Consider the following 23,876-nt stretch of genomic DNA (forward strand, 5'->3'; position numbering starts at 1 on the left):
ATCCTTCCCCCACCACCATCACTTTCAAATGACACTTAATATTCTGCTCGCACCGTGCATCATGTATTTCCGCAAGGGGAAGGATGAGAAGCTTCGACTAAGGTTCGATTCGAGCGCAGCGAGAAAGCGTTGCCGCAGGCAACGACCCGAAGGGCGAGGCGCAACGCGCCGAGTAATCCTTCCCCCACCACCATCACTTCAAAAAAACCCGAACAAAATCGAACCGAGTCCGCTTTCGTAGGCCGGGTAAGGCGCAGCCGCCACCCGGCGACAGACGACTACATTGGCGGCAAACGACGCTTCACCGGCGAACTTTTCACAATCGACGTATTACATTGGGCATGCTCCGCCAGCCCGTCCAGCAGCGCATCCAGTTGTTCTATCGATCGCACCACCAGCCTAATCACAAAGCAGTCTTCCCCGGTCACCTTGTCGCTCTCAATACACTCCGGCATCGCCTGTATGTATTTATCCACCTTATGCAACAGCCCCGGCAAAGGCCGCACCCGTACCAGCGCCTGCAGCGTATACCCCAGCGCCGCGAGATTCACACGTGCGCCATACCCCTGAATCACACCCCGCTCTTCCAGCCGCTTCAGACGCTCTGCCGTGCTGGGTGAGGTCAGGCCAATGCGGCCGCTCAGCACCTTCAACGACATGCGCGCATCCTCAACCAGGCAGGCTAAAATTTGCCGATCGATATCATCAATAAGGTATTCCACTCGTTTCACCTAATTTAAAAAAGCAGTTAACACCTTCAACCTTATCTCATCCCTGTAAAACCCAACAGCGATTTCCGACAATAGCGTTATTAATCAGGAGGTGAATAATGCGTGATTTACATAAAGGCGTCTGGCAGATGAGTCTGGCGATGTTAATTTCCGGCTCTATCGGCGCGTTTGTTTTGCTCAGCGGTCTGCCGGTGACGGAAGTGGTGTTCTGGCGCTGCCTTATTGGGGCAATAGCGCTTTTCATTTTTATCCGGGTAAGTCAAAAGCCCTTTAGCCCCCTCACCCGCACCACGCTGCTGCTGGCGATTCTCGGCGGTGTGGCATTAGTGTTGAACTGGCTGCTGCTCTTCGCAGCCTATGAGCGGATCTCTATTGGTCTTTCGACCGTGGTCTATAACACTCAGCCGTTTATGCTGGTCCTGATGGGGATGTTTTTAGGCGAGCGCGTCAGCGTGGTGAAATGGGGCTGGCTGTTCCTCGCCTTCGGCGGCGTGGTGATACTGCTCTCCAGCGAGCTGACCGGTACCCACGACACTGAATGGCTGGCGGGTATCGGTCTGGCAATGGCCGCGGCCTTCTTCTACGCGCTGACGGCAATCATTGCGCGCAAACTGAAAACTATCGCACCGCAGCATATTGCCTTTATTCAGGTGCTGACGGGCGTCGTGATGCTTCTGCCGTTTGCCAGCTGGCCGTCATTTTCCGGTGATTTTCCCTGGCCGATCCTGCTGACGCTCGGCATCGTCCATACCGGCATTATGTACCAGCTGCTCTATAGCGCGATTCAGAAGCTACCTACCCCCATTACCGGCTCACTGTCGTTTATCTATCCGGTGGTGGCGATCGTTGTCGATAACCTGGTGTTCGGGCACTCGCTGAACCTGACGCAGCTGGCGGGCGGCGCGCTGATCCTGTTTGCTGCAGCGGGCAACAACCTGGGCTGGGGCGAAAAAAAACCCCGCGATTGCGGGGTTGGTATCAAGACGCTGAATTAGCGACGGGCACGCACAATCTGGTATTTGCGCGTCAGGTACTCCACCGGCGCGCTCCAGATATGCACCAGTCGGGAGAACGGGAACAGCACAAACAGCGTCATCCCCAGCACAAGGTGAACACGGAAGATAAACGCCACGCCCTCCAGGTGCTCAGACGCTCCGCCGTGGAAGGTCACGACGGACTGCGCCCACCCCACCAGCTTCATCATTTCACTGCCGTCCATATGCTGCGCAGAGAATGGAATAGTCAGCAGACCCAGCGCGCACTGTACCATCAGCAGGGAGAGGATCAGGATGTCCGCTGCAGTGGTGGTTGCACGCACGCGCGGGCTGAACAGACGACGTTTCAGCAGCAGCAGGCCACCCACCAGGGTCATCACGCCGCAAGCACCGCCGGCGATCATCGCCATCTTCTGCTTCACTTCAATCGGCAGCCACGCTTCGTACATCCAGTGCGGCGTCAGCATCCCAAGGAAGTGACCGGCAAAAATCCCCAGGATCCCGATGTGGAAGAGGTTAGACGCGACGTGCATCCCTTTGCGGTCCAGCATCTGGCTGGAGGCAGCACGCCAGGTGTACTGGCCGTAGTCATAGCGCAGCCAGCTTCCCACCAGGAACACGGTGCCCGCGATATACGGGTAAATGTCAAAGAAGAACATATTCAGGAAGTGCATTAGTGCTGTCCTCCGTTAGAGATATTCAAATATTGCGGAGCCACCGCTCCGGCAAAACGACGCTGATGCGCAGAGATTTCAGACTCGCCACAGTTCTGGTCAGCAAAGAATTTCACCTGCTCTTCTTCCCAGACGGCGTCCAGCGCTTGTGGGGTATCGTCGCGAGCTTCATCCGCGATTTTCTCCGCCACTTTTTCGCTGTCGACCGAGGCGTTCGCCAGCTTCACCAGCAGATCGAACAGTACGGCATAGCGGCTCTCACGCTGCTGTAGACGCGCGCCGAGCAGCGCCAGAATGGGAGCGATGTCCTGCAAACCACCCAGGGCCTCTTCTTTCGGCAGCTGCGCCAGATACTCCAGGTACAGCGGCAGGTGATCCGGCAGCTCGCGGCTGTCGAGTTGCAGGCCGTGCTGTTCGTACTGGGCCATCAGATCCACCATCGCCTGACCACGGTCGCGGGATTCACCGTGAACGTGTTCAAACAGCAGCAGAGACGTCGCACGACCACGGTCAAACAGCTGGCTGTAGTCCGCCTGCGCATCGAGAAGATCGCGCGCCAGCAGGTCGCGGAGGAAAACGCCCAGCTTCTGGGCATCCTCTTTATCCAGGTTTTCAGATGACGCGAGTGCATCAAAGAGTTCCTGTTGATGCTGCGCAAGCGCAGCGTCAGGGTACTCGAGCAGGCGCGAAACAATGACGAGTTCGATCATTGGTGCGGCTCCGTTTTGCTGGTCACATCCATCGCGTCGATGCGGCGGCTGTTGAACAGGTTGAATTTACTGTCTGACCCGTGGCAACCGTCGCCAAAGGTAAAGCCACACCCGCTTTTCTCCGGGAAGGCCTCGCGAGCCAGCTCGCGGTGGCTGCTTGGCACCACGAAACGATCTTCGTAGTTAGCGATTGCCAGATAGCGGTACATCTCCTGCGCCTGCGCTTCGGTCAGGCCGACCTCTTCCAGCGCGCGGGTATCGTTAACACCGTCAACGGTTTCCGCACGTTTGAAGTGACGCATTGCCAGCATACGTTTCAGCGCCAACAGCACCGGCTGGGTATCTCCGGCGGTCAGCAGGTTGGCCAGGTACTGAACCGGGATACGCAGGCTTTCCACGTCAGGCAGAATGCCGTTGCTGCCCAGCTCGCCCGCGTCAGCCGCAGACTGAATCGGAGACAGCGGCGGCACGTACCAGACCATCGGCAGGGTGCGGTATTCCGGGTGCAGCGGCAGGGCCAGCTTCCAGTCCATCGCCATTTTGTACACCGGCGACTGCTGGGCGGCGTCAATCACGCTCTGCGGAATGCCGTCTTTCAGCGCCTGCTCAATCACCTTCGGATCGTTCGGATCGAGGAAGACGTCCAGTTGACGCTGATAGAGATCTTTCTCATTTTCGGTGCTTGCGGCATTCTCAATCGCGTCCGCGTCGTACAGCAGCACGCCGAGGTAACGAATACGACCTACGCAGCTCTCGGAGCAGACGGTCGGCATACCGGCTTCGATACGCGGGTAGCAGAAGATGCACTTCTCGGACTTGCCGCTCTTCCAGTTGAAGTAGATCTTTTTGTACGGGCAGCCGGTGATGCACATGCGCCAGCCGCGGCACTTGTCCTGGTCGATCAGCACGATGCCGTCTTCTTCACGCTTGTAGATGGCACCGCTCGGGCAGGTCGCGACGCACGCCGGGTTCAGGCAGTGTTCGCACAGGCGCGGCAGATACATCATGAAGGTGTTTTCGAACTGGCCGTACATCGCCTTCTGCATGTTCTCGAAGTTCTGGTCTTTGGCGCGCTTTTCGAACTCGCCGCCCAGAATTTCTTCCCAGTTTGGACCGCTGGTAATTTTGTCCATGCGCTGACCGGTGATCAGCGAGCGAGGACGGGCGATCGGCTGGTGTTTGCTTTCCGGCGCGTTGTGCAGGTTCTGGTAGTCGTAATCAAACGGCTCGTAATAGTCCTCAATGCCCGGCAGGTGCGGGTTAGCGAAGATTTTACCCAGCAGCATTGCGCGGTTACCCATGCGCGGCTGCAGCTTGCCGTTGATTTTGCGGATCCAGCCGCCCTTCCACTTCTCCTGGTTTTCCCAGTCGGTCGGGAAGCCGGTGCCCGGCTTACTTTCCACGTTGTTGAACCAGGCGTACTCCATACCTTCGCGGCTGGTCCAGACGTTTTTACAGGTCACTGAACAGGTGTGGCAGCCGATGCACTTATCGAGATTCAGCACCATGCCGACTTGTGAACGAATTTTCATTTTACGCTCTCCTGTACCTGGTCATTACCTTCGCCATCTAACCAGTTAATATTCTTCATCTTACGTACCACCACGAACTCATCGCGGTTCGATCCTACGGTGCCGTAGTAGTTAAAGCCGTAGGCCAGCTGCGCATAGCCACCGATCATGTGGGTCGGCTTCGGCGTAATACGGGTCACGGAGTTGTGAATACCGCCGCGCTGCTCGGTGATCTCTGAACCCGGCAGGTTCACGATACGTTCCTGCGCGTGGTACATCATGGTCATCCCGGCCGGCACGCGCTGGCTCACCACCGCACGCGCCGTCAGGGCGCCGTTACTGTTGAACACTTCGATCCAGTCGTTATCTTCGATACCCAGATCTTTGGCGTCCGCTTCGCTCATCCAGACAATCGGCCCCCCGCGTGACAGCGTCAGCATCAGCAGGTTGTCGCTGTAGGTGGAGTGGATACCCCACTTCTGGTGCGGCGTCAGGAAGTTCAGCGCCTTCTCAGGGTTACCGTTCGATTTCGCGCCCATCACCGCTTTCACGGAGCGGGTATCGATTGGCGGACGGTACACCAGCAGGCTTTCACCGAAGTCGCGCATCCACTGGTGGTCCTGATACAGTGACTGACGACCAGAAAGCGTGCGCCATGGGATCAGCTCGTGAACGTTGGTATAACCCGCGTTATAGGATACATGCTCATCTTCCAGACCAGACCAGGTCGGGCTGGAGATAATCTTGCGCGGCTGGGCCTGGATATCGCGGAAGCGGATTTTCTCTTCCTCTTTATTCTTCGCCAGATGCGTGTGGTCGCGACCGGTAAATTCACTCAGGGCCGCCCACGCTTTCACCGCCACGTGGCCGTTGGTTTCCGGTGCCAGGGTGAGGATCATCTCCGCCGCATCAATCGCCGTGTTGAGCATTGGCTGGCCTTTGGCCGGGCCGTCCGCTTTGGTGTAATTGAGCTTGCGCAGCAGGTCCATTTCGCTCTGGGTGTTCCAGGCGATGCCTTTGCCGCCGTTACCGATTTTCTCCATCAGCGGGCCAATAGAGGTAAAGCGCTCGTAGGTTGCCGGGTAATCACGTTCAACCGGAATGATGTGCGGCGCGGTCACGCCCGGGATCAGGTCGCATTCGCCTTTTTTCCAGTCCTTCACGTCAAGCGGCTGTGCCAGTTCGGCAGCGGAGTCGTGCTGGATTGGCAGCGTCACCACGTCGGTCTCTTTGCCCAGGTGACCTACGCAGACTTCGGAGAATTTCTTCGCGATGTCTTTGTAGATATCCCAGTCGCTTTTCGATTCCCACGCCGGGTCAACGGCGGCAGACAGCGGATGAATAAACGGATGCATGTCCGAGGTATTCATGTCGTCTTTTTCGTACCAGGTGGCGGTTGGGAGCACGATATCGGAGTACAGGCAGGTGCTGGACAGACGGAAGTCCAGCGTCACCACCAGATCCAGCTTGCCGTCCAGACCATTGTCTTTCCACTCCACTTCTTCTGGCTTCACGCCGCCCTGCTTGCCGAGGTCTTTACCCTGAATACCGTTCTCGGTGCCCAGCAGGTATTTCAGCATGTACTCGTGACCTTTACCGGACGAGCCCAGCAGGTTGGAGCGCCAGATGAACAGGTTGCGCGGATGGTTTTTGCCGTTCTCAGGCTGTTCTGCCGCGAAGCGGATGGAGCCTTCCTTGAGCGATTTCACGGTGTAATCCACCGGCGACATGCCCGCTTGCTTCGCCTCTTGTGCAATGCGCAGCGGGTTAGTGCCCAGCTGCGGCGCAGACGGCAGCCAGCCCATGCGTTCAGCGCGCACGTTGAAATCAATCAGGTGGCCGCTGTAGCGGGATTTATCCGCCATCGGCGACAGCAGTTCCTGCGCGGTAACCGTCTCGTAGCGCCACTGGCTGGAGTGGTTATAGAAGTAGGAGGTGCTGTTCATGTGACGTGCCGGACGCTGCCAGTCAAGGGCAAACGCCAGCGGCTGCCAGCCGGTCTGCGGACGCAGTTTTTCCTGGCCCACGTAGTGCGCCCAGCCGCCGCCGCTCTGCCCGACGCAGCCGCAGAAGATCAGCATGTTGATCAGGCCGCGATAGTTCATATCGAGGTGGTACCAGTGGTTCAGACCGGCACCCACGATGATCATCGAGCGACCGTGGGTCTTGTCGGCGTTTTCCGCAAACTCGCGGGCGATACGAACGATCTGCGCGCGCGGTACGCCGGTGATCTGCTCCGCCCAGGCCGGGGTATAGGCCTTCACGTCGTCATAGCTGGTTGCGCAGTTTTCGTCGTTCAGACCGCGCTCCAGGCCGTAGTTCGCCATGGTCAGGTCATAGACGGTGGTGACCAGCGCGGTAGAACCGTCGGCCAGCTGCAGGCGCTTAACCGGCAGCTTGTGCATCAGCACGTTTTTTAGTTCGACCTTGTTGAAGTGCTCGGAACCTTCACCACCAAAGTATGGGAAGCCAACCTCGGCGATCTCGTCCTGGCTGCCCAACATGCTGAGGCGCAGCTCCGTCTCTTCACCGGTGGTGCCGTTGCGCTGCTCAAGGTTCCACTTGCCCTTCTCGCCCCAGCGGAAGCCGATAGAGCCGTTTGGCGCCACCAGCTCGCCGTTGCTGTTATAGGCAACGGTTTTCCACTCAGGGTTGTTTTCCTGGCCCAGCGCATCCACCAGATCGGCGGCGCGCAGCGTGCGGCCCGCGGCATAATAGCCCTCACGCTCTTCCAGCATCACCAGCATCGGCATGTCGGTGTAGCGACGCACGTAGTCGGTGAAGTACTGGCTCGGTTTGTCGAGGTGGAATTCGCGCAGCATGACGTGGCCCATCGCCATCGCCATCGCGGCATCGGTACCCTGTTTCGGTGCCAGCCACAGGTCGCACAGCTTGGCGATTTCCGCGTAGTCCGGGGTGACCGCAACGGTTTTTGTCCCTTTGTAGCGGACTTCGGTAAAGAAGTGCGCGTCCGGGGTACGGGTCTGCGGCACGTTAGAGCCCCAGGCGATAATGTAGCTGGAGTTGTACCAGTCGGCGGATTCCGGCACGTCGGTCTGCTCACCCCAGGTCTGCGGTGACGCTGGCGGCAGGTCACAGTACCAGTCGTAGAAGCTCAGGCAGGTACCGCCGATAAGCGACAGGTAGCGCGCGCCGGAAGCGTAAGAGACCATCGACATCGCCGGGATTGGCGAGAAGCCCGCCACGCGGTCAGGACCGTAGGTTTTTACGGTATAGACGTTGGAGGCGGCAATCAGCTCGTTCACCTCTTTCCAGGAAGAACGAACGAAACCGCCGCGACCGCGCGCCTGCTTGAAGCTTTTCGCTTTGTCGGCATCTTCAATGATAGAGGCCCACGCATCAACCGGGTCGCTGTGCTGCACTTTCGCTTCACGCCACATTTTCATCAGGCGTTTGCGCATCAGCGGGTATTTCAGACGGTTGGCGCTGTAGAGATACCAGGAGTAGCTGGCCCCGCGCGGGCAGCCGCGCGGTTCATGGTTCGGCATATCCGGACGGGTGCGCGGATAGTCGGTCTGCTGCATTTCCCAGGTCACCAGACCGTTTTTAACGAAAATCTTCCAGCTACATGAGCCAGTGCAGTTTACGCCGTGGGTAGAACGGACGACTTTGTCATGCTGCCAGCGCTGGCGGTAACCGTCTTCCCAGTCCCGGTTGGTATCCAGAACCTGGCCGTGCCCATCGGCAAAAGTTTCACCCTTCTGTTTGAAGTAGCGAAACCGGTCCAAAAATTTGCTCATCGGGTATCTCCTGTATGGAGCCTGTGGCTCTCTAAATCGACATTGCTGATTTGCAGCGAAGGTAACGCCCTGAAAGAGGGGGAGAATTGATAACGATCAAGACGAAGAGGGACTATAAAAGGAGGGGTTAGACCAAATACCACCAAAGCGGTATATTTTTAAAACGAATAAATAAATGATTTATAAGGATATTTATTATTCATCGTACAATAACCCCGGCAAAATTTAACATCTCAGGTATTAAGGGGTAGACATGCCTGCAAAGCGATGGCGATCACAGTGTTACCCGCAGATGACTGGGGTAAAATCCTCCAGTATGTTGTAACTATTATTGAGTCGAAAAAAAACGCGGCCCGAAGGCCGCGTTAACGGATAATCACACTTACTTATTTTTCTTGGTATTACGGCCATATACCAGCCACGTAATCACGACGCAGGCGATATAGAAGACGAGGAAGACTTTCATGGCGCCAGCCGGAGAGCCGGTCAGGTCAAGCGAGATGCCGAACGCTTTCGGAATAAAGAAGCCGCCAATTGCGCCAATAGCTGAGATAAAGCCCAGGGCCGCAGCCGTATCCGTCGCCGCTTCACGCATGGCTTGCTCTTCGCTTCCGCCCTGCGCTTTCACGCGATCCATCGTCAGCTTGCGGAAGATCACGGAGATCATCTGGAAGGTAGAAGCACTCCCCAACCCGGCCGTCAGGAACAGCACCATAAACACGCCGAAGAAGGCAAAGAAGTTACCGCCCTGCCCGTCAGAAGGCAGCGTCAGGAACAGCAGCGCGCAGAAGACTGCCATCACAATAAAGTTCACCAGCGTAACGCGAGTCCCGCCCAGACGGTCGGAGATCATGCCGCCCAGCGAACGCGCCAGTGCGCCAATGAACGGACCGAAGAAGGCGAATTGCAGGATCTGCACGTCCGGGAACTGGGTTTTCGACAGCATGGCAAAGCCCGCTGAGAAGCCGATAAACGAACCGAAGGTAGCCAGATACAGCAGCGCCATCACCCACAGGTGTCCACGCTTCAGCACCGGAAGCTGCTCGCTCAGGGATGCTTTCGACGCGCTCAGATCGTTCATAAAGAACCATGCAGCGAGGGTGAAGACCACCAGGAACGGGACCCAAATCCAGGCCGCGTTCTGCAGGTAGAGGGAAGAACCATCCGCCTGCTCAACGCCGCCGCCACCGAAGGCGGCAAAAATAGAAACAGAGATCGCCAGCGGCGCAATCAACTGCATCACGCTTACGCCCATGTTGCCCAGACCGCCGTTAATACCCAGCGCGCCGCCCTGCTTCGCTTTCGGGAAGAAGAAGCTGATGTTCGCCATGCTGGAGGCGAAGTTAGCGCCGGCGAAACCGCACAGCAGGGAGATAATCACGAACACGCTGAACGGCGTGGAGGTATCCTGCACCGCGAAGCCTAGCCACACGCAAGGGACGATCATGATGCCCGTACTGAACGCCGTCCAGCGACGGCCACCGAATACCGGGACCATAAACGCGTAAGGGACACGCAGCAGCGCGCCAGACAGCGACGGCAATGCGGTAAGCATAAACAGCTGATCGGTCGTGAACGTAAACCCTACTTTCGGCAGGTTTACCGCGACCGCGCTAAACAACATCCATACGCAAAACGCTAAAAGCAGACACGGAACGGAAATCCACAGATTCCGGCTTGCTACACGATGGCCGCGCTGTTGCCAGAACGCCGGATCCTCTGGACGCCAGTCTGTAATAACGGCACCATTTTCCCTTTCGGGAGCGGATGAGTGACTCATAGACACCTCTGATTCTCGAATGATGCTGCAAACATTAGGGTTTTAGGGCGGCGGTAAGTTGATATAAATCAAAGGAAAAGTGCGGGGATTTGCGGCGCAAAAAAAGGGGTTATCCTTAGTGAGTAGGATAATTCGGTAAAAAAGACGTGGTTTTTCACTGCACTGAAGGTTCCTTGCTACCACCGCTTCTTCACCTATACTCCGTTGGCAATTTAGGGGTAATCCTTTATTGGTATGGGTATACTCCAGGGTATGCACCAGAATAGCGCCATTCCTGCAAGCAGGCCACGTCAGGAGCCCGGCAACTCTATGTTAAAAAGATGTTTATCACCGCTGACTCTCGTCAATCAGCTAGCCCTGATTGTTTTGCTGTCTACCGCCCTTGGCGTGGCCGGCATGGCGATTTCCGGCTGGCTGGTACAAGGGGTACAGGGTAATGCACATGCCATCAACGAGGCAGGTTCTCTACGCATGCAGAGTTATCGTCTGCTGGCGTCGGTCCCCCTGACGCAGGACGATCGGCCCTTAATTGATGAAATGGAGCGCACGGCCTTCAGCCCCGAACTGGAAAACGCCGCCATCCGCGCCGGCCAGCAGTCCCAGCTTAAAGCCCTGCAGGGCTACTGGCACACCCAGCTGGAACCCGGTCTGAAACAGGCGCGCAGCACCGAAACCGTTGCGCAGGACGTAGCGGGTTTCGTCTCCCGCATTGACGCGCTGGTCTCCTCTTTCGACCAAACCACCGAATTACGCATCGACCGGGTGGTAATGGTACACCGTGCCATGGCGCTGTTTATGGGCCTGCTGCTGATCTTCACCATTATCTGGCTCCGGGCGCGGCTGCTGAATCCCTGGAAACAGCTGCTGGCGATGGCGCGCGCCGTAACGAACAGAGATTTTACCCAGCGCACGCATATCAGCGGCCGCAACGAGATGGCCATGCTCGGCCAGGCGCTGAACACCATGTCGACGGAGCTCTCCGAAAGCTACGCGGTGCTGGAGCAGCGCGTGCAGGAAAAAACCGCCGGGCTGGAGCAGAAAAACGAGATCCTCTCCTTCCTCTGGCAGGCCAACCGTCGGCTGCACATGCAGGTGCCGCTATGTGAACGCCTTTCGCCGGTCCTGAACGGCCTGCAAAATCTGACTCTGCTTCATGACCTGGAGCTGCGGGTTTACGATGTGGAAGATGAAGATAATCATCAGGAGTTTACCTGTCAGTCCGACATGTCCTGCGATGATAAAGGCTGTCACCTGTGCCCGCGCGGCCTGCCGCTGCAGGCTTCTGGCGGCACTACGCTTAAGTGGCGGCTGACGGACAGCCACACCCAGTACGGTATTCTGCTGGCCACCCTGCCAGCCGGACGTCATCTGAGCCACGACCAGCAGCAGCTGGTGGACACCCTGGTTGAACAGCTAACGGCCACGCTGGCGCTCGACAGGCACCAGGAAAAACAGCAGCAGTTGATCGTCATGGAAGAGCGCGCGACCATCGCCCGCGAGCTCCACGACTCTATCGCCCAGTCGCTCTCCTGTATGAAAATGCAGGTGAGCTGCCTGCAGATGCAGGACGCGGAAATGCCGGACAGCAACAAACAGCTGCTGAGCCAGATCCGCAACGAGCTGAACACCTCCTGGGTACAGCTGCGCGAGCTGCTGACCACCTTCCGCCTGCAGCTGACCGAGCCGGGGCTGCGCCCGGCGCTGGAATCCAGCTGCCAGGAATTTAGTGCCCGGCTTGGCTTCCCGGTGAAGCTGGATTACCAGCTGCCGCCGCGGTTTGTCCCTTCCCATCAGGCGATTCATCTGCTGCAGATCGCCCGCGAAGCGCTGAGCAACGTGCTCAAGCACGCTGAAGCGACGGCGGTTACGGTTACCGTCAGCCAGCACGCTAATCAGGTCAGGCTGACGGTTCACGACAACGGTCGCGGCGTGCCGGAAAATGCCGAACGCACTAACCACTATGGTTTAATCATTATGCGAGACCGCGCCCAAAGCCTGCGCGGTGATTGCCAGGTTCGACGGAGAGAGACGGGTGGCACGGAAGTTGTGGTCACCTTTATTCCCGAAAAACCGCTTACAACTGCTCAAGGAGAAACCCATGACTAATCAGGAACCGGCATCCATCCTGTTGATCGACGACCATCCGATGCTGCGTACTGGCGTAAAACAGCTGGTCAGCATGGCACCCGACATTACCGTGGTGGGCGAAGCCAGCAACGGTGAACAGGGTATTGAGCTGGCCGAATCCCTCGATCCGGATCTGATCCTGCTCGATCTCAACATGCCCGGCATGAACGGTCTGGAAACCCTCGATAAGTTGCGCGAGAAATCCCTTTCCGGTCGCGTGGTGGTCTTTAGCGTCTCCAACCACGAAGAGGATGTGGTCACGGCGCTGAAGCGCGGCGCGGATGGCTATCTGCTGAAGGATATGGAGCCGGAAGACCTGCTCAAGGCGCTGCAGCAGGCCGCCGCAGGCGAGATGGTGCTGAGCGAGGCCCTGACCCCGGTGCTGGCTGCCAGCCTGCGGGCGAACCGCGCCACCTCTGACCGCGACGTCAGCCAGTTAACCCCGCGCGAGCGCGATATTCTGAAGCTGATTGCCCAGGGCCTGCCGAACAAAATGATCGCCCGCCGCCTGGATATCACCGAAAGCACGGTTAAAGTGCACGTGAAGCATATGCTCAAGAAAATGAAGCTAAAATCCCGCGTTGAAGCCGCGGTGTGGGTCCATCAGGAACGTATTTTTTAAGCATTACTCATCCGGCAGCAGCTTCCAGCGCGGGTCGTCGTCAGGTAATGCGACCAGCGGCTGCACCACAGCGAGCGTGATCTCATTGGATGAGACGCGCTGGCCCTTCGCATCTTCCACCACCGCCGAGAGATGCCAGCGGTTTGTCGCCCCTTCAGCGTCATTCCAGGCAGGCATGATCACGCTCCAGCCGTCGGTGCTGTCACTTTTCTCCGGGGACGTCAGGCTCAATGCCTGGGTATCACCCTGCCAGTGGATCTGACGAATACCGTGAGTGCTACGAACCTGCAGCTTCAGCATGACGGTTTCGCCCCCTTTGAGATCCCACGGAGGGGTTGCCAGCCAGACGGAGAGCGTTTTACGCTGGCGGAACTCCATCACCGGCAGGCTGTTACGCTCCGGCGAGTCATAGCGGCTTCCGCGCAGGGATCGCGTGGCCGCGACCTCTCCGGCGGAGAGCTGCTTCACCAGCGGCACGCCGAAGCGATAGTTGAGCTTCAGCCCGAGGTTATTCTGGCTCTCTCCGCTTTCGCCCTGCTTATGCCCGGCGGTCAGCGTCACCAGCGGCACGGGGGTATAGTTAAGCCCGAGATTGACCGCCACCGGGTTGTGATACCCGGTTCCGCTGTTGAAGAGGTCAACGTTGTCGCCAAAATATTGCTCAAAGCTGACGCTGGTGTTCAGGTGATGAAACCACGGCAGCCAGGCTTTGGCGGTCACGTCATATCCCCGCGCCATGCGCTGCTCCTGGACGTCAGAGCTGTCGCGCCAGCCGGCAAAAGGCTGATAATAGTTAGCCGACAGGCGCAGATTTTCTCCCCATACCTCCGCGCCCAGCCCGGCACGCTGCAGGTTCTCATCCAGCAGGTTGTCGTAAAAGGTGTTGTAGCCCAGCAGCCATTTTCCTGCCACCCAGCGTTGGCCGATTCCGGCGTTACTGACCAGGCCATCCGTCTGCTGCGTCAGGCCGAGCTGGCTCCAGCTCAGGTAACGGTTGTTATCGTTCCAGGGGATAAACCAGCTCCCGCTGCTGCCGTTGAATTTCCCGTCGTTATCCACCAGCAAATTGACGCTGGCATTCCCCCAGGGCGACAGCCAGGATTCAATCTGCTGGTTCACCTCGCCGCTCACCGCGTCGCGCACCTGACCAAAGGCAAACTGCCGCGCCTGCTCGCCCGTAGTCAGGCCGTTGTCGGTCATACTGGCTTCACCAAAGGCTTTCGCCATTTCGGCGAGATGCTTTTCCCCCTCCCCGGTCGGGGCTGCCATACCGAGATCGGGGAGATTATCCCCGTTATTATCAAAGGGATTTTGTGCCTGTTGGATAAAGGAATTCGGCGCACCGTGAACGGCTCCGGCTGTAACGAGGGAGAGTAAAACCAGCGTTCGGAAAGGGGAAGAAACAGTCATCAATGTCGTAAGAATTACCTGGTGCTTACGTAAGAACACCAGGTACCTTAACGTGATTTCTCCCTCTTTGCAGCTTTACGGGGAATTTTCCGGAATTTCCTGAAACATTGTTTTGAGCTCAGGCACGCACGAACCGCAGTTCGTGCCGCACCGTAGCGTCGCCCCCAGCGCGGTAACGGAACCGCAGCCTCCGGCAATCGCCTCCCGTATCGCGTTTTCTCCAACGCTGAAACAGCTGCAGATGATGCGCCCCGGATCTGTAACCTTCCCCACGCCCTGCCCGTTAAGCAGCGCATGGCGCTCAGCGGGCGTCGAGGGTGGTGACTGAAAAGCGGCTTCTATCACCGGGTGCGCCAGATCGGGCAAGGCGGTGCCTTCCCAGAAACCCAGCATCAGATGGCCGTTATGCCAGGCCAGTACGCTGCTGCGTTCCCCGGTTTGCGCAATCTGCAGCTGCCAGCCCCGGCCGCTGGCATAGTCCATGACCCACGACAGCAGCGGCTTATCACCCGCTATCGTCATTCGCGAGGCTTTACGCCACCAGTGAACCGAAGAGGGGATTTCCGGCCATTCCCGGGCATAGAGCTCCCCCTGCCAGGCGGGCTGCCAGGGCATGATTCTGACGGCGGTTTGCTTACTCTCCGGCTGCCCGGAAGCCGGATCGATGCGCCCTTCCACCAGCGCGTTAACCTTTCCCTGGCGGGCAAACTCAGCGTTCCAGTGCATCGGGGCAAACGCTTCGCCTTCCCGTATTCCGTCGCTGATTCGTACTCTGGCCACCATCACGCCGCGCGGCGAGCCGATCCGCGCCAGCTGGCCGTCGCACAGTGAAAACCGAATGGCGTCTGCGGCGCAGACCTCAACAAACGGCTCCGCGATATGCTGCATCAGCCGGGGCACGTATCCCGTACGGGCCATGGTGTGCCACTGGTCGCGGATACGGCCAGTGTTGAGGATCGCCGGGTATAGCGCGGTAGCCGTCGCGCCGTGCGGCAGCGGATCGACAGGCACTACGTTTCGGCGCGGTAAATTCCCCGTCGGCCACTGGTACGGCTCAAGCGTCTCCCACGCTTCACGGGTTAATCCCGCCAGTTCCTGAAGGTTCAACGCCCGCGCGCCGTCATTTTCAAACGCCGTGAGCGCCGCATGTTCGCAAAAAATCTCCTGCGGATGTTGCCAGGCAAAGGCCTCGCCGTAGCCCAGCCGTTTTGCAATCTGAGCCACGATCCACCAGTCCGGCTTCGCCTCACCCGGCGCGGGCAGAAACGCGCGCTGGCGCGAAATACGCCGCTCGGAATTGGTCACCGTGCCGTCCTTCTCCCCCCAGCCCAGCGCCGGAAAACGGATATGGGCGAACCGGCTGGTGTCGGTATCTTTCATCACCTCAGAGACAATCACCAGCGGACAGGCCGCCAGCGCCTGACACACCGCGTGGCTGTCCGGCAGCGATACGGCAGGATTGGTGCCCATGATCCACACCGCCTTCACCTCGCCGCGGGCGATGGCGTCAAACAGCTCCACCGCCATCAGCCCCGGCGTCTGCGCCAGCCGTTCCGTTCCCCAGAAACGCGCCACCCGCGAAAGATCGTCCGGCTCGAAGCTCATATGCGCCGCCAGCTGGTTCGCCAGCCCGCCCACTTCCCGGCCGCCCATGGCGTTTGGCTGTCCGGTCAGCGAAAACGGGCCGCAGCCCGGACGGTTGAACTTCCCGCTGGCAAGATGCACGTTAATGATGGCGCTGCACTTGTCGCTGCCGCTGGAGGACTGGTTGATCCCCATGGTGTAGAGCGTAATGGCGCGAGGCACGGTAACAAACCAGTCGTAAAAGGTACCAATATCCTCTGCCGGAAGGTCGCAAAACGCCGCCACGCGGGCAATCGGCCACTCATCGGTGCCCTGGATCAGATTGAGCAACCCCACAAACAGCCCGGCGTCGCTGCCGGGTTTAAGCGCCAGATGCAGGTCGGCAATATCGCAGGTAGCGGTTTTACGCGGGTCAATCACCACCACCTTCATCTGCGGGTTGTTGTGCTTTGCCTGCACCAGACGCTGATAGAGCACCGGATGCGTCCAGGCCGCGTTCGAGCCAGCCAGCACCACCAGATCGCTGTTTTCCACATCCTCGTAGCTGCACGGCACCACGTCTTCGCCAAAGGCGCGCCTGTAGCCCACCACCGCCGAGGACATGCAGAGCCGGGAGTTGGTATCGATGTTCGCCGCGCCGATAAACCCTTTCATCAGCTTGTTGGCGGCATAGTAGTCCTCGGTTAACAGCTGGCCGGAGGCGTAAAACGCCACCGCCCGTGGCCCCCATGTGTCGATGATCTCCCGCAGTCGCTCGCCCGCCGCGTTCAGCGCCTGGGACCAGTCCACCTCAAGTCCATCGACAACGGGGTACAGCAATCGCCCCTGCAAGCCCGTCGTCTCCCCCAGGGCCGATCCTTTCACGCACAGGCGGCCAAAGTTTGCAGGGTGGGTGTCGTCCCCCCGAACGCTGACCTCTCCATCCTCCACGCTGGCGATCACGCCGCAGCCGACCCCGCAGTAGGGGCACGTTGTCCTGGTTTCCGTCATGAGGCCTCCGCGCGCATCACCAGCTCTTCGTTGCCGACCCACACCTTGCCATTTTCAATTTTGACCGGCCAGGCGCGCACCGCGGGTTCGCCGTTCTCCACCTGACAGCCGTCGCGCAGGCGAATGCGCTGCTTGTAGAGCGGAGAAATAACCACCGGTTCACCCGCCGCATCGCCGAGAATGCCGCGTGACAGCACGTTCGCGCGGCTGCCCGGCTCCAGGTCGTCCAGGGCATAAACGGACGTGCCAAAGCGGAACAGCGCGATCGGTTTACGGCCAAGACGCGCGCCAATGCCCGCCTGCTCAGGGATATCGTCAATGCCGCAGATTTCCTGCCAGCGCTTGCTTTCGTCCGACGGCGCGACGTTCACCGCGGTGCGGAACAGCGCCAGACGGTCAGGATCGTTGAGCGTGGTTTGCCATTCGCACTGGTACGTCTCGACTACCCGGGCCATCTCCTGCTCCAGCTCGTGGGCGATGCCGAGACTGTCGTTGAGGATCACCTCACGCAGATAGTCGAGGCCGCCCTCCAGGTTGTCCATCCAGGTACTGGTGCGCTGCAGGCGATCCGCCGTGCGGATGTAGAACATCAGGAAACGGTCTACGGTGCGGATCAGCGTTTCGTCATCCAGATCGCTGGCGAAGAGATCCGCATGGCGAGGCTTCATCCCGCCGTTGCCGCACAGATAGAGATTCCAGCCTTTGTCCGTGGCAATTACCCCCACGTCCTTGCTCTGCGCCTCCGCGCACTCGCGGGTGCAGCCGGAAACGGCCATTTTGATTTTGTGCGGGGCGCGCAGGCCCTTGTAGCGGTGCTCCAGCCTGACCGCGAGACCAGTGGAATCCTGCACGCCGTAGCGGCACCAGGTCGACCCGACGCAGGATTTCACCGTGCGCAGGGATTTCCCGTAAGCGTGCCCGGTTTCAAACCCGGCCTCCACCAGCGCCTGCCAGATCTCAGGCAGCTGTTCCAGGGTGGCGCCAAACAGGTCGATACGCTGCCCGCCGGTGATTTTGCTGTACAGGCCGTAGCGTTTCGCAATCTGGCCGATGGCGATCAGCCCGTCGGCGGTCACTTCTCCTGCGGGCATGCGCGGCACGATGGAATACGTCCCGTCCTTCTGGATATTGGCGAAGTATCGGTCGTTGGTATCCTGCAACGGCAGGTGCGCCGGTTTGAGCAGATACTCATTCCAGCAGGAGGCCAGCACGGACCCCACCAGCGGCTTACAGATCTCGCACCCGTGCCCCTGACCGTAGCGGCTGATAAGCTGGTCGAAGGTTCGGATATGGTTGACGCGTACCAGATGGTAAATCTCCTGGCGCGAGTACGGGAAGTGTTCGCAGATGTCCTTTTTCACCTCCACGCCCTGCTCGGCAAGCTGGAACTCCATCACCTGCTTCACCAGCGCGCTGCAGCCCCCGCAGCCGGTCGCCGCTTTGGTGCACTGCTTAACGGCGCCGATATCCGCTGCGCCCGCGCTCACCGCCCGGCAGATATCGCCTTTGCTGACGTTATGACACGAACAGATCTGCGCGCTTTCCGGCAGCGCCGCCACGCCCAGCGCTTTTGGCGCGCTGCCTGACAACGCGGGTAGTATCAGCGTTTCCGGCTCTTTCGGCAGGCTGATGCCGTTAAGCATCATCTGCACCAGCGTGGCGTATTCGCTGGCATCGCCCACCAGCACGCCGCCGAGCAGCGTTTGGCCGTCGTGGCTGACCACGATTTTCTTGTAGATTTGCTGCGGGCCGTGCGTCCACTGGTAGCTTAGCGCCCCCGGCGTGCGCCCGTGAGCATCGCCAAACGACGCCACGTCCACGCCGAGCAGCTTGAGCTTAGTGCTCATATCTGCCCCGGTGAAGGTCTTATCTTCGCCCGCGAGCGCGGCGGCGGCCACGCGCGCCATCTGGTAGCCCGGCGCCACCAGGCCAAAGATTTTCCCCTCCCACAGGGCGCATTCACCGATGGCAAACACGTTCGAATCGGAGGTCCGGCAGGCGTCATCAATGCAGATCCCGCCGCGCTCGCCAATAGCCAGCCCGCTGCTGCGCGCCAGCGCGTCCTGAGGACGAATACCGGCAGAGAAGACCACCATGTCCGTTTCCAGCTGTTCACCGTCGGCGAAGCGCAGCACCAGCCCGTCGTCCGTCGCAGCAATTTCCGTGGTGGCTTTACTGGTGTGAACGCCAACGCCCAGCGCCTCGATTTTCCTGCGCAGCATCGCCGCGCCGTCATTATCAAGCTGCACCGCCATCAGATTGGGCGCAAACTCCACCACGTGCGTTTCCAGGCCGAGTTGCTTGAGGGCATTCGCCGCCTCCAGCCCAAGCAGGCCGCCGCCAATCACCACGCCACGACGCGAGCCCGCCGCGTGGGCCGCTATGTTGTCCAGGTCGTCAAGGGTGCGGTAGACAAAGCAGCCCGGCAGATCGTTGCCCGGTACCGGCGGTACGAACGGGTATGAGCCGGTCGCCAGCACCAGCTTGTCCCAGTGGGTCTCATGCCCGCTGGCGGTACGCACCACGCGCGCGTCGCGATCGATAGCGACGATCTGCTGCGAGAGGCGCAGCTCAATGCCGTTATCGGCAAAGAACTCCCCCTCCACCAGCGAGAGCGACGCCGCGCTTCGGCCGCCAAAGTATTCCGACAGATGCACGCGGTCATAGGCGGCATAGCGCTCCTCACCAAAGACAACGATCTGATACTGCTGATGCAGATTGCGGTTAACGCAGTCTTCGAGAAAATGATGGCCGACCATACCGTGCCCAACCACCACCAGAGTAGGTTTTGTCATAGCGTTCTGTCCTGCAACCTGCGGTTGCGTAGTGAAACGATCGAACAGCCAGTCCGCGCGTGCGGGCGCAGCCGTTGCCAGTAAATCGGTAAATGTTGCCGCGCTGCGGCAGTCGCCCATCAGCAGTACGCCAGCCAGCGCACCCTGATGGATCAGTAACCGACGATAGTGACGGGTTAGCGGATCCCAGGAACTCCAGACCACATCATCCTCTTGCACCGCCGTGCGCCCGAGGCTGAACAGCTCCACGCCCGTCACCTTGAGGCGCACGCCGTTGTCGGTGAGGGCAAACGGCGCGGCTGTGTCGCCCGCCAGCCGCGCGGCGAGAATATCCGCCTGCGTCATACAGGGCGCGACCAGGCCAAAGGTCTGGCCGTCAATTTCGCAGCACTCGCCAATGGCGTAGACGTCCGGTGCGGAGGTCCGCATCTGGCTATCCACCACGATGCCGCGCGCGCAGCGAACACCGCCGGCCTGCGCCAGTGCGACGTTGGGCTGCACGCCTGTCGCCAGCACCACGCGCGCGGCGGCGACGCGGCGTCCGTTGAGCAGCGTCACGCTATTCCCGTTAATCGCCGCGATGCCGGAGGCGAGTTCAGAGCGCACGCCCCGCGCCGCCAGCGCCTCTTCAAGCAGTACCCCCGCCTGCTGGTCCAGCTGCTGCTCCATCAGCCACGGGCCGCGATGAACGAGCGTGACGTTGTCACCTGAACGAGCCAGCGCTGCCGCCGTCTCTACGCCGAGCACGCCGCCCCCCAGCACCACCGCCGGACCGGCGATCGCCTGAATGGCGCGGGTATCCTCCAGGGTACGGAACGTGAAGACGTGCGGCGCATCGCCCCCAGGAATCGGCGGAACAAACGGCGTTGACCCGATGGCAAATACCAGCGCATCCCAGCCCAGCGTGCGGGCGGTGGTTTGCACTTCCCGCGCGTCCACATTCACGGCGAGTGCCTTTTCGCCCCGCAGCACCGTCACGCCGCGCTCCTGGTACCAGTGGTCATCCTGAAGGCAGATGCCCGCAGCCGTTTTTTCACCCCCCAGCACCGGCGAAAGCTGGATGCGGTTATAGGCATGCTCCGGCTCGTCACCGATGACGGTGATAGCGAACCGACCGGGAGCTCGCCCGGTGAGCGAAGCAATCAGCCGAGTTGCCGCCATGCCATTCCCGATAATGACCAGTCGCATCAACGCCCCCTCGTTACGCCGCTTTCGGCTGTTTTTCGTAGAGGAAATGGAGGATCTGCTGGCGCATGTGGTGATAGCGGCTGTCGTCCGCCAGCTGCACCCGGTTGCGCGGGCGCGGCAGGTCAACGCGGAGGATCTCCCCGACGGTGGCCGCCGGGCCGTTGGTCATCATCAGCACGCGATCGGAGAGCAGCACCGCCTCGTCCACGTCGTGGGTAATGAGCACGATGGTGGTGTTCAGCACCTGCTGGATCTGCATTACCGAGTCCTGCAGATGGGCGCGCGTCAGCGCATCCAGCGCGCCGAACGGCTCATCCATCAGCAGCACTTTCGGCTTCATCGCCAGCGCGCGGGCAATCCCGACGCGCTGCTTCATGCCGCCGGAGATCTCCTCCGGACGCTTGTGCAGCGCGTGACCCATCTGCACGCGGTCGAGGTTGTGCTCGATCCACTCTTTGCGCTCGGCCTTGCTCATGGTGTGACGGAACACCTGATCCACCGCCAGCGCCACGTTGTCGAAGCAGGTCAGCCACGGCAGCAGAGAATGGTTCTGGAACACCACCGCGCGCTCGGGTCCCGGCCCGGCGATTTCGCGGTTGTCGCAAATCAGCCCGCCTTCCGTCGGCAGCGCGATCCCGGCGATGAGGTTAAGCAGCGTCGACTTGCCGCAGCCGGAGTGACCAATAAGACTCACGGTTTCGCCCTCGTGGATATCAAAAGAGACGTTCTGCAGCGCCAGAAACTCGCCGCTGGCGGTGGAAAAACGCTGGCTCACGGCCTGGACCTGAATTAATGGTTTCATGTTCGCTCCTTATTTTTCCTGCCAGCTAAAGCGACGGGCGATCAGCATCAGCCCCTGCTCCAGCAGCAACCCGACCACGCCGATGATGACGATGGCGATCAGAATGTTTTCGACGTTGAGGTTGTTCCACTCGTTCCAGATCCAGAAGCCGATACCCAGCCCCCCGGTGAGCATCTCGGCGGCGACAATCACCAGCCAGGCGATGCCGATGGAGAGGCGCACCCCGGTCAGCACGGCGGGTAGCACAGCCGGGAAGAGTATGCGGCGCATGATCGTCCACTCGGAAAGCTGCAATACGCGGGCGACGTTGAGGTAGTCCTGCGGAATGCGGCGCACGCCTTCGGCGGTGTTGATCACCATCGGCCAGATAGAGCAGATGAAAATGGTCCAGCTCGACGCGGGCTCCGCTTTCTGGAACAGCAGCAGGCCGATGGGCAGCCAGGCCAGCGGGCTGACCGGCCGCAGAAGCGCAATCAGCGGGTTGAACATGCGCGAGAAAAAGGTGAAGCGGCCAATCAAAAAGCCCAGCGGAATACCCGCCAGCGCTGCCAGGCCAAAGCCGATGGCGACGCGCTGCAGTGAAGCAAGCACGTTCCAGCCAATGCCCATATCGTTAGGCCCGTCGCGATAAAACGGGTCGGCAAACAGGGTAATGGCAGAATCAAGCGTGCTGAGCGGCGTCGGGAAGCCTTTGCTGTTTATCGCCGCCAGTTGCCAGAGCACCACCAGCAGCCCGAGGCCGAGCAGCGCCGGGATAACGCGCTGGAAAAAGTCGTTCATCCGGCGCGCTAACGCGGGCGGACGGCGGCGAACCTGTACCGGAGGCAGGACAATCACTTCCCCGCTCTCTGGCGTCTCTTGTGGTTTCGTGTTTTGCAGATGCGGCATAATCAGGCCCCTTTACGTTGAATGGCGAAACGGCTGGCGTACCCTTCCGGATCGGTGCCGTTCCAGACGGTGCCGTCCATCAGCGTGCTGCTGCGGAACGGTGATGACGGCGTGGACACGCCCCCGACGGCGGTGGCGGCATCCTGCCAGACCGAGGTCTGGTTGATGCGCTGCGCGATGCCCGCGTAGTCCGGCGCGGCTTTGAGCAAGCCCCAGCGGCGGAACTGGGTTAAGAACCACATGCCGTCGGAGAGATACGGGTAGCTCACAGCCCCCTCGTTGAAGAAGCGGATCGGGTGCGCGTCCTGCCAGCGCTGGCCCAGGCCGTTGTCGTACTCGCCGAGCATGCGCCCGGTGAGATACTGTTCTTTGCAGTTGAGCCACGCCCGGCGGGAGAGGATCTGCGCGGTTTCGCGTTTGTTTTCCGGGGACGCCTCGATCCAGCGCGCGGCCTCCAGCACCGCGCTCACCAGCGCCCGGGCGGTGTGCGGGTTTTTCTCCACCCAGTCGCGACGCGTGCCGAGGATCTTTTCCGGATGATCGGCCCAGATGGACTGCGACGTGGCGGCGGTAAAGCCGATCCGGTCGTTAATCGCCCGCGCGTTCCACGGCTCGCCGACGCAGAAGCCCACCATGTTGCCGATGCGCATGTTCATCACCATCTGCGGCGGCGGCACCACCACCGTGCGCACGTCGTCAAAGGGGTTAATGCCCGCGCTGGCCAGCCAGTAGTAAAGCCACATGGCATGCGTCCCGGTCGGGAAGGTGTGCGCGAAGGTGTAGGTTCCCGGCGCCTGCTGCCCGATCAGCGTTTTCAGCCCGTCGAGATCGCGAACGCCCTTCTCCGCCAGATCGCTTGAAAGCGTGATGGCCTGGCCGTTCTGATTGAGCGTCATCAGGTTCGCCATCTGCTGCGGCTTGCCGGCGATGCCCAGCTCCAGCCCGTACAGCAGACCGTAAAGAATGTGTGCGGCGTCCAGTTCTCCCGCCACCAGCTTGTCGCGCACCGCCGCCCAGCTCGCCTCTTTGGTGGGAACGATGGTGATACCGTATTTTTTATCAAAGCCTTTTAACGCTGCGATAACCACCGGCGCGCAGTCGGTCAGCGGGATAAACCCGACGCGCACCGTCTCCTGTTCCGGTTTATCTGAGCCAGCCGCCCAGGCAGCCTGCATAACACCCGGTAACAGCACTGCACCACTCGCCAGCATGCTGGCCTGCAAAAATCGCCGTCTCGACAAATCCGCCATAACCGCTCCCGAAAAAAAGCCAAAAAAAAGCGCCCGCCGTGCCGAAGCACCGCTGGAC

Annotated in this window: 15 protein-coding genes and 1 other RNA gene; 4 read left to right on the forward strand and 12 right to left on the reverse strand. The window is 60.0% G+C overall.

The genetic code is table 11. The annotated features are described in order from the left end of the window. The first annotated feature begins 62 nt into the window (after positions 1 to 62). A non-coding RNA gene (locus INF73_RS14345) (RtT sRNA) lies at positions 63 to 193 on the forward strand. 85 nt (positions 194 to 278) lie between these two features. Here INF73_RS14345 and INF73_RS14350 read toward each other — a convergent pair. After that, entirely contained in the window at positions 279 to 722 is a 444-nt protein-coding gene (locus INF73_RS14350; RefSeq protein WP_041909598.1) for an Lrp/AsnC family transcriptional regulator, read from the reverse strand. 107 nt (positions 723 to 829) lie between these two features. Here INF73_RS14350 and INF73_RS14355 point away from each other — a divergent pair, with 107 nt between their 5' ends. After that, positions 830 to 1,726 carry a DMT family transporter gene (locus INF73_RS14355; protein ID WP_193541870.1) on the forward strand — a complete coding sequence of 299 codons (897 nt, stop codon included), beginning with the start codon at positions 830 to 832 and terminating at the stop codon, positions 1,724 to 1,726. Here the strand turns inward: INF73_RS14355 and narI are convergent. The 5 genes from narI to INF73_RS14380 all read right to left on the reverse strand — a co-directional run bounded on the left by narI (position 1,723) and on the right by INF73_RS14380 (position 10,162). Beyond that, positions 1,723 to 2,400, reverse strand: coding sequence for a respiratory nitrate reductase subunit gamma (gene narI, locus INF73_RS14360; RefSeq protein ID WP_028013442.1), 678 nt, complete (start codon positions 2,398 to 2,400; stop codon positions 1,723 to 1,725). The two genes, INF73_RS14355 and narI, sit on opposite strands and share 4 nt — an antisense overlap. Continuing rightward, entirely contained in the window at positions 2,400 to 3,110 is a 711-nt protein-coding gene (narJ, locus tag INF73_RS14365; RefSeq protein ID WP_063866535.1) for a nitrate reductase molybdenum cofactor assembly chaperone, read from the reverse strand. Before narJ ends, narI begins: the two co-directional genes overlap by 1 nt. Next, a complete protein-coding gene (narH, locus tag INF73_RS14370; protein WP_028013444.1) occupies positions 3,107 to 4,642 on the reverse strand; it encodes a nitrate reductase subunit beta in 1,536 nt (511 codons plus the stop codon). The genes narJ and narH overlap by 4 nt, the downstream gene beginning before the upstream one ends. Beyond that, positions 4,639 to 8,382: a nitrate reductase subunit alpha gene (locus INF73_RS14375; protein ID WP_193051683.1), complete on the reverse strand. Its 3,744-nt coding sequence runs from the start codon at positions 8,380 to 8,382 to the stop codon at positions 4,639 to 4,641. Before INF73_RS14375 ends, narH begins: the two co-directional genes overlap by 4 nt. Positions 8,383 to 8,764: 382 nt before the next feature. Further along, entirely contained in the window at positions 8,765 to 10,162 is a 1,398-nt protein-coding gene (locus INF73_RS14380) for a NarK family nitrate/nitrite MFS transporter (RefSeq protein WP_047364940.1), read from the reverse strand. 309 nt (positions 10,163 to 10,471) lie between these two features. On the opposite strand from INF73_RS14380, the gene narX reads away from it, so the two are divergent. Together narX and narL are read left to right on the forward strand one after the other, a co-directional pair. Further along, positions 10,472 to 12,268 carry a nitrate/nitrite two-component system sensor histidine kinase NarX gene (gene narX, locus INF73_RS14385; protein WP_193541872.1) on the forward strand — a complete coding sequence of 599 codons (1,797 nt, stop codon included), beginning with the start codon at positions 10,472 to 10,474 and terminating at the stop codon, positions 12,266 to 12,268. Next, positions 12,261 to 12,911 carry a two-component system response regulator NarL gene (narL, locus tag INF73_RS14390; RefSeq protein WP_003856701.1) on the forward strand — a complete coding sequence of 217 codons (651 nt, stop codon included), beginning with the start codon at positions 12,261 to 12,263 and terminating at the stop codon, positions 12,909 to 12,911. The genes narX and narL overlap by 8 nt, the downstream gene beginning before the upstream one ends. 3 nt (positions 12,912 to 12,914) lie before the next feature. Here the strand turns inward: narL and INF73_RS14395 are convergent, their stop codons facing one another. The 6 genes from INF73_RS14395 to INF73_RS14420 all read right to left on the reverse strand — a co-directional run bounded on the left by INF73_RS14395 (position 12,915) and on the right by INF73_RS14420 (position 23,818). Continuing rightward, the gene (locus tag INF73_RS14395) at positions 12,915 to 14,321 is read right to left on the reverse strand and encodes a YchO/YchP family invasin (protein ID WP_193541885.1); all 1,407 of its coding nucleotides are present in this window, start codon (positions 14,319 to 14,321) and stop codon (positions 12,915 to 12,917) included. A gap of 75 nt (positions 14,322 to 14,396) precedes the next feature. Further along, entirely contained in the window at positions 14,397 to 16,895 is a 2,499-nt protein-coding gene (locus INF73_RS14400) for a nitrate reductase (RefSeq protein WP_059357691.1), read from the reverse strand. After that, positions 16,892 to 20,878: a nitrite reductase large subunit NirB gene (gene nirB / locus INF73_RS14405; RefSeq protein ID WP_193541874.1), complete on the reverse strand. Its 3,987-nt coding sequence runs from the start codon at positions 20,876 to 20,878 to the stop codon at positions 16,892 to 16,894. The genes INF73_RS14400 and nirB overlap by 4 nt, the downstream gene beginning before the upstream one ends. 13 nt (positions 20,879 to 20,891) lie before the next feature. Beyond that, positions 20,892 to 21,680 carry an ABC transporter ATP-binding protein gene (locus INF73_RS14410; protein WP_193541876.1) on the reverse strand — a complete coding sequence of 263 codons (789 nt, stop codon included), beginning with the start codon at positions 21,678 to 21,680 and terminating at the stop codon, positions 20,892 to 20,894. Between the two features lie 9 nt (positions 21,681 to 21,689). Further along, on the reverse strand, positions 21,690 to 22,568 hold the full coding sequence (ntrB, locus tag INF73_RS14415; RefSeq protein ID WP_028013452.1) for a nitrate ABC transporter permease: 879 nt from the start codon (positions 22,566 to 22,568) through the stop codon (positions 21,690 to 21,692). 2 nt (positions 22,569 to 22,570) lie between these two features. Further along, the gene (locus tag INF73_RS14420) at positions 22,571 to 23,818 is read right to left on the reverse strand and encodes a CmpA/NrtA family ABC transporter substrate-binding protein (RefSeq protein ID WP_193541878.1); all 1,248 of its coding nucleotides are present in this window, start codon (positions 23,816 to 23,818) and stop codon (positions 22,571 to 22,573) included. Positions 23,819 to 23,876: the final 58 nt, after the last annotated feature.

Source organism: Enterobacter cloacae complex sp. P6RS (genome assembly GCF_014982245.1).
Lineage (GTDB): Bacteria > Pseudomonadota > Gammaproteobacteria > Enterobacterales > Enterobacteriaceae > Enterobacter > Enterobacter bugandensis.